At 70.4% G+C, this 12,664-nt stretch carries 10 protein-coding genes; 6 read left to right on the top strand and 4 right to left on the bottom strand.

Features of this window, described 5'->3' with window-relative positions; genetic code table 11:
- Positions 1–114 precede the first annotated feature (114 nt).
- The 3 genes from ACJ9NR_RS00805 to ACJ9NR_RS00795 all read right to left on the bottom strand — a co-directional run bounded on the left by ACJ9NR_RS00805 (position 115) and on the right by ACJ9NR_RS00795 (position 3,872).
- The gene (locus tag ACJ9NR_RS00805; protein ID WP_412490347.1) at positions 115–2,070 is read right to left on the bottom strand and encodes an APC family permease; all 1,956 of its coding nucleotides are present in this window, start codon (positions 2,068–2,070) and stop codon (positions 115–117) included.
- A gap of 359 nt (positions 2,071–2,429) precedes the next feature.
- On the bottom strand, positions 2,430–2,969 hold the full coding sequence (locus ACJ9NR_RS00800) for a DUF1707 SHOCT-like domain-containing protein (protein ID WP_412490348.1): 540 nt from the start codon (positions 2,967–2,969) through the stop codon (positions 2,430–2,432).
- A gap of 312 nt (positions 2,970–3,281) precedes the next feature.
- A complete protein-coding gene (locus ACJ9NR_RS00795; protein ID WP_412490349.1) occupies positions 3,282–3,872 on the bottom strand; it encodes a hypothetical protein in 591 nt (196 codons plus the stop codon).
- A 369-nt stretch (positions 3,873–4,241) separates the two neighbouring features.
- On the opposite strand from ACJ9NR_RS00795, the gene kdpF reads away from it, so the two are divergent.
- The 5 genes from kdpF to ACJ9NR_RS00770 all read left to right on the top strand — a co-directional run bounded on the left by kdpF (position 4,242) and on the right by ACJ9NR_RS00770 (position 9,837).
- Positions 4,242–4,331 carry a K(+)-transporting ATPase subunit F gene (gene kdpF / locus ACJ9NR_RS00790; protein WP_037802756.1) on the top strand — a complete coding sequence of 30 codons (90 nt, stop codon included), beginning with the start codon at positions 4,242–4,244 and terminating at the stop codon, positions 4,329–4,331.
- A gap of 8 nt (positions 4,332–4,339) precedes the next feature.
- Positions 4,340–6,001, top strand: coding sequence for a potassium-transporting ATPase subunit KdpA (gene kdpA / locus ACJ9NR_RS00785; protein WP_412490350.1), 1,662 nt, complete (start codon positions 4,340–4,342; stop codon positions 5,999–6,001).
- A gap of 44 nt (positions 6,002–6,045) precedes the next feature.
- Positions 6,046–8,181 (top strand): potassium-transporting ATPase subunit KdpB, encoded by a 2,136-nt coding sequence (gene kdpB, locus ACJ9NR_RS00780; RefSeq protein ID WP_412490351.1) that lies wholly within the window; start codon positions 6,046–6,048, stop codon positions 8,179–8,181.
- 5 nt (positions 8,182–8,186) lie between these two features.
- The gene (gene kdpC / locus ACJ9NR_RS00775; protein WP_412490352.1) at positions 8,187–8,798 is read left to right on the top strand and encodes a potassium-transporting ATPase subunit KdpC; all 612 of its coding nucleotides are present in this window, start codon (positions 8,187–8,189) and stop codon (positions 8,796–8,798) included.
- Positions 8,799–9,153: 355 nt separating this feature from the next.
- The gene (locus tag ACJ9NR_RS00770; RefSeq protein ID WP_412490353.1) at positions 9,154–9,837 is read left to right on the top strand and encodes a response regulator; all 684 of its coding nucleotides are present in this window, start codon (positions 9,154–9,156) and stop codon (positions 9,835–9,837) included.
- A 200-nt stretch (positions 9,838–10,037) separates the two neighbouring features.
- Here the strand turns inward: ACJ9NR_RS00770 and ACJ9NR_RS00765 are convergent, their stop codons facing one another.
- Positions 10,038–11,858, bottom strand: coding sequence for an AMP-dependent synthetase/ligase (locus ACJ9NR_RS00765; protein ID WP_412490354.1), 1,821 nt, complete (start codon positions 11,856–11,858; stop codon positions 10,038–10,040).
- A gap of 168 nt (positions 11,859–12,026) precedes the next feature.
- On the opposite strand from ACJ9NR_RS00765, the gene ACJ9NR_RS00760 reads away from it, so the two are divergent.
- Positions 12,027–12,638: a GNAT family N-acetyltransferase gene (locus ACJ9NR_RS00760; protein ID WP_412490355.1), complete on the top strand. Its 612-nt coding sequence runs from the start codon at positions 12,027–12,029 to the stop codon at positions 12,636–12,638.
- Positions 12,639–12,664 lie beyond the last annotated feature (26 nt).

Below are 12,664 nucleotides of genomic sequence, written 5' to 3'. Positions count from 1 at the left end.
CGTGGCGCCGGCGCCGGGCACCAGGTCGGGCAGGGCGAGGGCGAGCGCGACTACGGACTCCTCGCGCCGTAGGCCCGTCACGACGGCATCCCGACGTGTTCGCCCGAGCCGTCGTCAACCGGTGTGGACGCGTGGGCGCTTGGCCCGGTCCGGTTCGGCCTCGCGCAGGACCTCGCGGGTGACGGGGGCGACCTCGCCCTGGCCGAAGAGGAAGAAGCGCAGGAAGTTGGCGAAGGGGGTGCCCTCGGTCCACTCGAAGTAGATGTGCGGGATGGTTCCGGTGACGTCCCGGGCGTGCAGGAGGAGAGCGGCCAGGGCGTTGGGGATGGAGGAGGATTCGAGGGTCAGCACGCGGTAGCGGTCGTGGAGGACCTCGCCGCGCACCCTGAGATCGGTCTCGAACTCGGACGGGTCGGTGACGGTGACCTCGACGAAGACGAAGTCCTCCAGCTCGGGCAGGTCGTTGTCGGCGCGGATCTGCTCGACCTTGTCGCGGTACTCGGCTTTGTCGCGGCGGCCGGGATCGTTCGCGATGAAGCGGATGCGGCGGTGCGCCATGTCGCGGATGAATCGTTCCGCCATGCCGTCGAGCTCGACGTGGGTGACGCGCAGCTCGAAGGCGCGGGCCAGCCGGGACAGCAGCGAGACGAGCATGATGCCGACGATGAAGCAGGCACCGATCTTGACGCCGTCGGGGCGCTCGACGACGTTCGCTCCGGTGACGTAGACGAGGACCGCGGAGACGGTGGCGAAGCCGATGGCCCAGCCGCGCTGGCCCGCGCGGCGGGCGGCGATGGTCACCGCGATCGCGGCGGAGGACATCAGGACCAGGACGCCGGTGGCGTAGGCGCCGCCCTGGGCGTCGACGTTGGCGTCGAAGATCCAGGTGACCAGGAAGGCGATCAGGATGAAGACGATCACCATGGGGCGGACGGCGCGGGCCCAGTGCGGGGCCATGCCGTAGCGGGGCAGGTAGCGCGGCATCAGGTTGAGCAGGCCGGCCATCGCGGAGGCGCCGGCGAACCACAGGATGGCGATGGTCGAGACGTCGTACACCGTGCCGAAGCCGCCGCCCAGGTACTCGTGCGCGAGGTAGGCCAGGGCGCGTCCGTTGGCCTGGCCGCCGGCCTCGAACTCCTTCTTCGGGATCAGCACCGTGGTCACGAAGCTCGTGACGATCAGGTAGGCGCTCATGATCAGGGCGGCGGTCGTGAGCAGTTTCTTGGTGTCGCGGATACGGCCCCTGGGCTGCTGCTCCGTGTCGCCCGGGTCGCCCTGGACATGGGGCATGACGGCGACGCCGGTCTCGAAGCCGGAGACGCCCAGGGCCAGCTTGGGGAAGACGAGCAGGGAGACACCGACCATCGCGAACACGTTGCCGTGATCGGCGGTCAGGCCGCTGGTCCAGTCTGTCACCAGGTGACCGGCGGTGAGGACGTGCCACAGGCCGACGGCCACGACGACAGCGTTGAGGCCGAGATAGACCACCACCAGGGCGACCGCGACGCCGATCGCCTCCATGAAGCCCTTGAGGAACACCGCGCCGAGGAGCGCGACCAGCAGCAGCGTGATCAGCATCTGTTTGCCGTGGAGCGCGCTGTTGAGGTGCGGGTTCTCGACCAGATGGGTGGAGGCGTCGGCCGCGGACAGGGTGATGGTGATCAGGAAGTCGGTGGCCGCGAAGCCGAGGAGCGTGAGGACGAACAGCTTGCCCTTCCAGAACGACAGCAGCCGTTCCAGCATCGCGATGGAGCCCTCGCCGTGCGGGCTCTCCTCGGCCACACGGCGGTAGACCGGGAGGATGCCCGCGAGCGTCACGACCACGAGGACGAGGGTCGCGACGGGCGACAGCAGGCCGGCCGCGAGGGCCGCGATGCCGGGCTGGTAACCAAGGGTGGAGAAGTAGTCGACGCCCGTCAGGCACATCACCCGGTACCAGCGCTGCCCCTTGTGCGGAGGCTCGGGCTCGGCGTAGGGGCCCTGCGGGCCGTGTCCGTTGCCCATGTCGGACAGGTCCTCCAGCAACCACGTCCGCAGTCGGCTCGGCGGCGGGTGTTCGGTGGTGGCCATCGACGTGCTCCTGATGTGTGACTCGGCGTGCGGTCCCGCCATCACACGGACGGCGGCACCAGCGTATGCAGAGGGTGACACGACGGCCCGCGGAAGATTCCGGCGGGCGCGTCAAGAAGCCGTTAAGGCCGACGGGGAGCACCGCGCGCAGGTCAGGGCGGGGAGGACCGCGGAAGACGGGGGAGCGGTGGAGCCGTACGGGGAGCGGTGGAGCCGTACGGGGAGTGGCCGAGTGGTACGGGGAGCGGTCGAGCCGTATGGAGGAGCGGTCGAGCCGTACGGGGGAGCGCGCCTGCCGAACGCCGAGGCGATGCCGGGCCGCCGCCTCGGCGGCGGGACCGCGTCACCGCGGGGTCACGTCATCGGCGCTTCTCGATGACCTTCGCGTGCAGCAGCGTCCCGGCGAGTTCGATGCGAAGGCGCGGGTCGGTGGCCCGGCCCTTCGAGCGGAGCTTCAGCTTGGAGTAGGTGAGGCTGAGCCCGTCGGTGTCGATCGTGATGTCCCGCGAGCCGATGAACACCAGCTTGCCGTGCACCATGTCCGTCTCGATCCGCAGAACGCCCGAGGTGATCACCGCGTGGGTGAAGTCGAAGGTGACCCGGCACAAGCGGGTGCGGAGTTCGATGCGGGCGGGTACCGACCAGCGTCCTTCCCGTACGTACTTCCCGCCGTGCTGCTCGACCACGAGGACGTCCCTGCCCCTGGCAGCGGGCGTCACCGGCAGATCGGCGGTGAGCTCGGCCAGTTCACCGAGCGTCCGGGCCGACAGCGCGCTCTCCAGCCGCATGTCGAGTTCCTCGGCGCTGAGCCGGCCGTCACCGGCGGCGACTCGCAGCACGTCCACGACGCGGTCGCGATCCTCGTGCGATGCCCGCAGGCCGGGCGGCTCGTTGGACATGACGGCCACGTTAGCAGCGCCCGAGGGGCGGGGTCTGCGGGAGGACGTACGGTGATGCCTGCCGGGGTCCGTGTCCGGGGCCGCGCAGTGGCATGGGGCGCCTCGGCGCGCGGGGAGAGCCCGGCTGGCCGTGGTGATGCCCGCCGGCAGGCCGGTGCCGGCCTGCGATACGGCGGGACTGGTGGACGGGCGGGCCCGGCCCTGACCGGCAGGCGATCCGGGCGCTCGGCCTGCGCGGCGCGGCGCGTCGTGGTGGGGCGGGGCGTGGCGCGTCGTGGTGGGGCGGGGCGTGGCGCGTCGTGGCGCGGGACTTCATCCGGCAGCGGGCCCGTCGGCGTCGGTCGCCATGCCGGAGACCTTGAACACCGCCCGCGCGGTCTCCCGGTCGATGCGTTCCGACAGCATGCGCAGGGCCGCCGGATGAGCGGTGGGGTGGCCCGCGCGGGCCGAGACACGGCACGCCGTGTCCAGCCGGTGCCACAGGGCGGGATTGGCGGACAAGACGTGGGAGTCGAACTCGACCCGCCCGCCGAGAGCGTCCCGCAGCACCAGACACCGGCCGTCGTGACCGGTGGTGTGGGCGGCGACGAGGCGGTCGGTGCGCACCCGGCGCGTGCCGCGGACGGTGCGCACGGTGAGCCAGCCGTCGCCCACGGCGACTCGGGCGGGCATCAGGACGAGGAGCAGCAGCAGGGCGAGCCCGCTCCACAGGGCCGCGCGGGCCGGCGTGAGGGTGCCGGCCGCCGCGTCGATCAGGACGAGGAGCGAGAGGAAGGAACCGACGCAGAGCAGGGTGGTGCGCAGGTCCGTGGCCCAGCGGCGGTCGACGATCTCGCGCTCGTGCGGCGCGGGACGCCCGTCGGCTCCGGTGCTCTCCATGTGCCCGTACACGCGGCGTCGCATGGGCGCGACCATAGGCGGCCGAACGTGACCGCCGCCGGTTCTTGACGCGCCGCTGACGGGTTGCCGACGGATCCCTGACGCCCCGGCAAAGCGCAGGCGGCCGGGCGGGGAGGGCGGCCGGTTCCGTACCGCCGTGATCGTCCGAGCGGCGGGCGCGGGGCGGCGTAAGGGCTCCGTCAAGGCCGCCGGAGTCGCCGTATGAGGGCCGTCAAGGGCGCTGGAGTCCGGCCGAACGGCGGGTTCCCTGTACTCGTCCGATCCGTGTTCGAACCCCATTGAGGAGTCTGCGATGGCCGACCTGGCCTTCGTCATCGCCACCTTCGCCGTGTTCGCTCTGGTGGCTCTCGTCGCCAAGGGGGTGACGAAGCTGTGACCGCGGAGAACGTCGTCGGCCTGGTCGTGGCCGTCGCCCTGCTGGGTTACCTCGTCCTCGCCCTCGTCTTTCCGGAGAGGTTCTGAGCCGCGTCATGAGTTCCGAACTTGCCGACGTGCTCGTGGTCGCCGCGCTGATCGGCGCCCTCGCCCTCGTACACCGTCCCCTCGGCGACTACATGGCCGCCGTCTTCCGGTCCGGGAGGCACCTGCGCGTCGAGCGGTGGATCTACCGCTCGGTCGGCGTCGACCCGGACACGGAGATGCGCTGGCCCGTCTACCTGCGCGGTGTGCTGGTCTTCTCCGCGGTCGGTGTGCTGTTGCTGTACCTGGTGCAGCGCGTGCAGGACAGGCTGCCGCTGTCGCTCGGCTTCAAGCCGATCAGCCCGGACCAGGCGTTCGACACGGCCGCCTCCTTCGTCTCCAACACGAACTGGCAGTCGTACTCGGGCGAGGTGGCCATGAGCCACGTCACCCAGACGATGGGCCTGGCGGTGCAGAACTTCGTCTCCGCCGCGGTGGGCATCGTCGTCGCGGTGGCGCTGGTGCGCGGTTTCGCGCGCTCCCGTACCGGCGAACTGGGCAACTTCTGGGCGGACCTGGTGCGCTGCGTCATCCGCATCCTGCTCCCGGTCTCGGTGGCCGCGGCCGTGGTCCTGATCGCCTGCGGTGCGATCCAGAACTTCGGCGGCATCCACCACGTCACCACGCTGACCGGCGAAAAGCAGGCGATCAGCCCGGGTGCGGTCGCCTCGCAGGAGGCCATCAAGGATCTGGGCACCAACGGCGGGGGCTTCTTCAACGCCAACAGCTCGCACCCCTTCGAGAACCCGGGCGGCTTCACGAACTGGCTGGAGATCTTCCTGCTGCTGGTGATCCCGTTCTCGCTGCCGCGCACCTTCGGCACGATGGTGGGTTCGGTCAGGCAGGGCTACGCGATCGTCGCGGCGATGGGCGTCATCTGGTTCCTCGGCGTGGTCGCCGTGACCTGGCTCGAGTACGCCCACCCCGGCACCGCCTCGCAACTGGCGGGCGGCGCGATGGAAGGCAAGGAGACACGGTTCGGCGTGGGTGACTCCTCCCTGTTCGCGGCCTCCACGACGATGACCTCGACCGGTTCGGTCGACTCCTTCCACGACTCCTTCAGCGGCCTGTCCGGGGGCGTGCTGCTGCTGGGCATGATGCTGGGCGAGATCGCGCCCGGTGGCACCGGCTCCGGTCTCTACGGCATGCTGATCATGGCGGTCGTCGCGGTGTTCATCGCCGGCCTGATGGTCGGCCGTACGCCCGAGTACCTGGGCAAGAAGATCGGCCCTCGTGAGATCAAACTCGCCGCCTGCTACATCCTGATCACTCCGGCCCTGGTGCTGACCGGCACCGCGCTGGCGATGGCGCTGGGCAAGGGCGAGCCGTCCATGACCAACACCGGAGCGCACGGATTCTCCGAGGTGCTCTACGCCTACACCTCGGCCTCCAACAACAACGGCTGCGCGTTCGCGGGCTTCGCGGCCGACACCGTGTACCACAACACGATGCTCGGCTTGTGCATGCTGCTGGGCCGCTTCCTGCCGATGGTGTTCGTCCTCGCCCTGGCCGGCTCGCTCGCCGGGCAGAAGCCGGTCCCGGCCACCGCGGGGACCCTGCGCACCGAGAAGCCGCTGTTCACCGGAGTGCTGGTGGGCGCGATCCTGATCATCACCGGTCTGACGTTCTTCCCGGCTCTCGCGCTGGGCCCGCTGGCCGAGGGGCTGGCGTGATGAGCCCCGACGCGCAGAAGACCGACGTACAGGGACAGGACTCCATGCCCGCATCCACATCCGCATCCACTCCCACGTCCACTCCGACGTCCGCTCCGACGTCCGCTCCCACCCTCGCGCCCCACCAGGACGCGCCCACCGGACACAAGCCCGACGGGCGGGTCGGCGGCGGGCTGTTCGAACCCCGGCAGTTGTTCAGGTCGCTGCCGGACGCCGTCCGCAAGCTCGACCCGCGGGTGATGGTCAAGTCGCCCGTGATGTTCGTGGTCCTCGTCGGCTCGGTCCTGACGACGATCTTCTCCGTCAAGGACCCGGGCGACTGGTTCGGCTGGGCGATCAGCGCCTGGCTGTGGCTGACGGTGGTCTTCGCCAACCTGGCGGAGGCCGTCGCCGAGGGCCGCGGCAAGGCGCAGGCCGACACCCTGCGCAGGGCCAAGACCGACACCATGGCACGCAAGGCCGACGGAACCGTGGTCGCGGGCACCGAGCTGATCGTCGGTGACGTGGTCGTCTGCGAGGCCGGCGACATCATCCCCGGCGACGGCGATGTCATCGAGGGCGTGGCCTCGGTCGACGAATCGGCGATCACCGGCGAGTCGGCCCCGGTCATCCGGGAATCCGGCGGCGACCGCTCGGCCGTCACGGGCGGCACGAAGGTGCTGTCCGACCGCATCGTCGTCAAGATCACGACGAAGCCGGGCGAGACCTTCATCGACCGTATGATCAGCCTTGTCGAGGGTGCGGCGCGGCAGAAGACACCCAACGAGACAGCACTGAACATCCTGCTGGCCTCGCTGACGATCGTCTTCCTGCTGGCCGTGGCCACACTGCCGCCGTTCGCGGACTACGCCGGCTCCCGGCTCGGCATGGTCGTGCTGGTGGCGCTGCTGGTCTGCCTCATCCCGACCACGATCGGCGCCCTGCTCTCCGCGATCGGCATCGCGGGCATGGACCGGCTGGTGCAGCGCAACGTGCTGGCGATGTCCGGCCGGGCGGTCGAGGCCGCCGGTGACGTCTCCACACTGCTGCTCGACAAGACCGGCACCATCACCCTCGGCAACCGCCAGGCCGCCGAGTTCCTGCCGGTGCGCGGCACCACCGAGGCCGAGGTCGCCGATGCCGCCCAGCTGTCCTCGCTGGCCGACGAGACACCCGAGGGCCGGTCCGTCGTCGTACTGGCGAAGGAGCAGTACGGGCTGCGCGAGCGCCACCAGGGCGAGTTGGCGCACGCCGAGTGGATCGCGTTCACCGCGCAGACCCGGATGTCGGGCGTGGACGTGGACGGCCGGAAGATCCGCAAAGGGGCCACCGCTTCGGTCATCGCCTGGGTGCGGGAGGAGGGCGGCACGGTCTCCGAGGACGCCGACCGGATCGCCGCCCGTGTCTCCGAGGCGGGCGGCACGCCACTGCTCGTCGCGGTCCACGACGGCCACGGCGCCCGGGTGCTGGGTGTCGTCCACCTCAAGGACGTCGTCAAGCAGGGCATGCGGGAGCGGTTCGAAGAACTGCGCCGCATGGGCATCAGGACCGTCATGATCACGGGTGACAACCCGCTGACGGCCAAGGCGATCGCCGAGGAGGCGGGCGTCGACGACTTCCTCGCCGAGGCCACCCCGGAGGACAAGATGGCCCTCATCAAGCGGGAGCAGGCGGGCGGCAAGCTCGTCGCGATGACCGGTGACGGCACCAACGACGCGCCCGCGCTCGCTCAGGCGGACGTCGGCGTGGCGATGAACACCGGTACCTCGGCAGCCAAGGAGGCCGGCAACATGGTCGACCTCGACTCCAACCCGACCAAGCTCATCGAGATCGTCGAGATCGGCAAGCAGCTCCTCATCACCCGCGGCGCGCTGACGACGTTCTCCATCGCCAACGACGTCGCGAAGTACTTCGCGATCATCCCGGCGCTGTTCGCCGCCGTCTACCCCGGCCTGGACAAGCTCAACATCATGGGCCTGTCCTCGCCCGACTCCGCGATCCTGTCCGCCGTCATCTTCAACGCGCTGATCATCGTCGCACTGGTGCCGCTGTCCCTGAAGGGCGTGCGGTACCGGCCGGTCAGCGCCGACAGGATGCTGCGCCGCAACCTCGCCGTCTACGGCCTCGGCGGGCTGATCGCCCCGTTCGCCGGCATCAAACTCATCGACCTGCTCGTCTCTCTGATCCCCGGGATCGGGTGAAGGACATGAACACCTCTCTCGCGAAATCCGCCCGCCTGGCGTGGGCCGCGCTGCGCATGCTGCTCGTCCTCACCGTCGTGACCGGCCTCGTCTACCCGCTCCTGGTCACCGGGGTCGGCCAGGCCCTGTTCCACGACAAGGCCAACGGCTCGATCGTGAAGGTCGGCGGCAAGGCGGCCGGCTCGAAGCTGATCGGGCAGAGCTGGAACATCGAGAACACCGGCGAACCGGACCCGAAGTGGTTCCAGCCCCGGCCCTCCAACAGCGGCTACGATCCCCTGGCCACCGGATCCGGGCAGCTCAGCGCCGGCAACCCGAAGCTGGTCGCGGCCGTCAGGGCGGCCCGGAAGCAGGTCGCCGCCTTCAACGGCGTCCCCGAGTCACAGGTGCCCGCCGACGCGGTCACCGGCTCGGCCTCCGCGATCGACCCGGACATCTCCCCGGCGTACGCGGACATCCAGGTCAAGCGGGTGGCCGAGGCGAACGGGCTGTCCGTCGCCCAGGTCCGCAAGCTGGTGAAGGACCACACTTCGGGGCGCGCGCTGGGGTTCATGGGCGAGCCGCACGTCAACGTCCTGGATCTCAACATCGCCCTCAAGGCGCTGGCCCGGAGGTAGGGGCTGGGGGCTTACCCGCGGCGGCGTGCGCCGGCGCACCCGAGACCTCCGGGCCACTGGCTCCCGCCGCAGTACCCGCCCCGCCGATTCCGTGGGCGGGCCAATCCCGTCGGCGGGCCAATCCCATCGGCGGGCTGATTCCGCAGGCGAGTTGATCCGGTCGGCGAGTGGATCCCGTCAGCGGGTCGATTCCGCAGGTGAGTGGATCCCGTCGGCGGGCTGATTCCGCAGGCGAGTCGGTCCGGTCGGCGAGTCGATCCACCCAGCGAGTAGATCCATCCGGCGAGTCGATCCCGCCGGTGAGCCGGCCTCGCCGGCAAGTCGCTCCCACCGACAAGAGGAAGGCCGCACGCCGATGACCCGGGTGCTGGTGGTGGAGGACGACCCGCAGCTCGTGCGGGCCCTCGTGATCAACATGCGGGCGCGCCGGTACGACGTGGACGCGGCGCCCGACGGTGCCACGGCCCTGCGCCTGGCCGCCGCCCGCCGCCCGGTTGCCGTGATACTGGATCTCGGGTTGCCGGACATGGACGGCGTGGACGTCATCAAGGCGCTGCGCGGCTGGAGCCGCGTACCGATCCTCGTCCTGTCCGCGCGCCGCGCCTCGGAGGAGAAGGTCGCCGCCCTCGACGCCGGAGCGGACGATTACATCACCAAGCCGTTCAGCATGGACGAGCTGCTGGCGCGGCTGCGGGCCGCCGTCCGGCGCATCTACGACGTCTCGCTCGCTCCGGAGACGACGCTCGTGGAGACGGATGCGTTCAGCATCGACCTGCCGGCCAGGAAGGTCGTGCGCGACGGGCACCCGGTGCGTCTCACACCGACCGAATGGCATCTGCTGGAGATCCTGGTCACCCACCCCGGCCGGCTCATCACCCAGACGCACCTCCTGCAGGAGGTCTGGGGTGTGTCGCAGCGCGGCAAGACAAACTACCTGCGGGTCTACATGGCCCAGCTGCGCCGCAAACTGGAGACGGACCCCGCCCACCCGCGCTACCTGATCACCGAACCGGGCATGGGGTACCGCTTCGAGGCCTGAGACGACATCGGCGGGCAACGTGGCCTGGTCGAAGGAAGGCGGATCTTCGAACCCTTCCAGCGCCACGGCGACGCTCCACGCTCCACGCGTCACCGTCAGCACTCGGCTGGCAGAGGCAGAGGCAGAGGCAGGGGCAGGGGCAGGGGCTCAGGCGGCTGAGGCGGTCGCCCGTCCCCGAATGCTGTCAGCCGCGGGCCCGTTCATGGCTCCGGGCGGCCCGGTGCGTAGAGTGCCTCGATGTCCGTGGCGAACTTGACGGCCACGTATCCGCGTCGCACTTTCTGAGAGGGCGTCAGTTCCTCGCCCACGACGAACTCCCGGCTGAGAATGCGGAATCTCTTGATGGCCTCGGCCGCGGAAACCATCCGGTTGACCTCGTCCACCGCGGTCTGGATGGCCGACATGAGTTCCGGGTCGTGGCGGAGTTCCGCGATGCCGTCCGTCTGAGGCCGGTTGTGCTCGCGCTTCCACCAGGTGAGGAACTCGGGGTCGAGGGTGATGAGGGCGCTGATGTACGGTCGCCGGTCACCGACGAGCATGCACTGGTCGATCAACCAGTGGGCCCGCAGCCGGTCCTCCATCGGGGCAGGGGCGACATTCTTGCCGACGGCGGTGATGATGAGGTCCTTCTTGCGGCCGGTGATGGTCAGATACCCGTCGTCCAACGCGCCCACGTCACCGGTGCGGAACCAGCCGTCGGCGTCGAACGCCTCGGCCGTGGCCTGCTTGTCGTGCAGGTAGCCACCGAAGACGTTCGGGCCCTTGACCAGGACCTCGTCCCCGGGACCGATGCGTACGGCGCAGCCGGGCAACGGGCGGCCGACACTGCCGATGCGCTGCGCGTCGGGCAGGTTGAGGGTCACCCCGGACGTGGTCTCGGTCAGCCCCCAGCCTTCCAGAACCGTGACCCCGGCACCGCGCAGGAAGTGCCCCAGACGGGCCCCCAGGGGAGCGCCGCCACTGCACGCGTACGCGACCCGGCCGCCGAGCGCGGCCCGCAGCCTGGTGAACACCAGGCGGTCGTACATCCGGCGCCTGAACCGCAGCCACGGTCCCGGACCGCCGTGATCAAGTGACTCGCTGTACGCGACGGCGGTGGCCTCGGCGGCACGGAACAGCCCGGCGTGACCGCCCGCCACGGCCGCGCGCTGGGCGGTGTTGCGCATTTTCTCGAACACCCGGGGCACGGCCAGCAACAGCGTGGGCCGGTAGGCCCGCAGTTCGGTGGTGAGGTTGGCGAGGTCGCTGGTGTGCGCGACCTGTGCGCCGTTGTGCACGGCGGCGAGTGCGACGACCCGCGCGAGAACGTGGGCCGGCGGCAGGAACACCAGGAGCGTGGTGCGGTCGGTCAGGACCTTTTCCCTGATCCCGTCGGCGAGTGCGACGTTGCGTACCTCGGCGACCAGATTGCCGTGGCTGAGCAGGCAGCCTCTGGGCCTGCCGGTCGTGCCGGAGGTGTAGACGATGGTCGCCGGCTCGTCGGCGCCGACCGAACGCCTGCGCCGCTCCACCTGTTCCGGGGACAGCGACCGGCCCAGTTCGGTGAGGTGCCCGAGTCCTCCGTCCATCCGCCAGACCTGGCCCGCCGAGGCCAGGCCGACCTCGGCGACGACTCGGGCGCGCGCCTCGTTCTCGACGAACGCGGCCCTGGCGCCGCTGTCACGCAGGATCCACGCGACCTGCTCCGGGGACGAGGTCTCGTACACGGGCACCGTTACCGCCCCGGCCGTCCAGATCGCGTAGTCGCACAGCATCCACTCATAGCGGGAGGCCGACATCAGGGCGATCCGGTCGCCCCGTGCGATCCCGGCCGCGATCAAGCCCGCGGCCAATGCCCGGACCTGGTCGGCGAACTCCCTCGAGGTGACCGTCCGCCAGACTCCGTCGACCTTGCGGGCGAAGGCCATGTGATCAGGGCGGCGAAGGGCGTTGTCGACGATGTCGTCGGCCGCGTTCACACAAGGCGGCACCACGTATTTCGCCGGGGTGCGCCACGTCGCCGAGTCCGGTCGCTCCTCCATACCTCCATGCTTCCGCTCCGGTGGGCCTGCACAAGGGGACCAACCGCACCGTATGAGGGTCCACCGGTCCAGGACAGAGGGCAGTTGGCCGTCACACCATGGAGGCACCTTCCGTCATGGACACGTCCCTCGTGCCGGAAGCCACGGTTCCGCGGACACGGAGCAGCGATGAGCCTTCAGCCCCATCCCGCCGACCTGCCACCGGACTACCCGGTCGCCTACGAGCGCGAAGTGCGGCTCCGCGACGGCCGCCGCGTCGTGATCCGGCCGATCGTGCCGTCCGACGCGCCGGACCTGGCCGCGGCGATCCGGTCCGCGGACGCCGAGACGCTGCACCGCCGCTTCCTGGGCGGTTCGCCACGCGTCACGCCGGAGCTGCTGACCCGGCTGACGCAGCTCGACTACACACGCCGATTCGCCCTCGTCGCGGCGGACGCCACCGGTGGACGGGGCGTCGCCGTCGCACGCTACGAACATCTGGGCGAGGGCGTCGCGGAGGTCGCCGTCGCGGTGGACCCCGCGTGGCGCCGGGTGGGGCTGGCGACCGCGATGGTGGAGATCCTGGCCCAGGCGGCCCTGGAACGGAACATCCACACCTTCAGCGCCTCCTATCTGGCCGACAACCGCCCGGTGGCGGCCCTGTTGTCCCTGGCCGACCTCACCCGCCCACGCGAAATGGAACAGGGACTGGCCGAGTCCGAGGTCGAACTGGACCGCGGCAGTGTCGCCGCGGCCGTGCGCGCGATGAACACCGACCAGCACGGCGCCGCACCGTCATGACCCCTGGCGCGTGAGCGGGCGGTCCG

Source organism: Streptomyces sediminimaris (genome assembly GCF_047049295.1).
In the GTDB taxonomy this organism is placed as follows: domain Bacteria; phylum Actinomycetota; class Actinomycetes; order Streptomycetales; family Streptomycetaceae; genus Streptomyces; species Streptomyces sediminimaris.
Note: the sequence above shows the minus strand (reverse complement) of the source record. Positions and strands in the feature narration are given on the sequence as shown.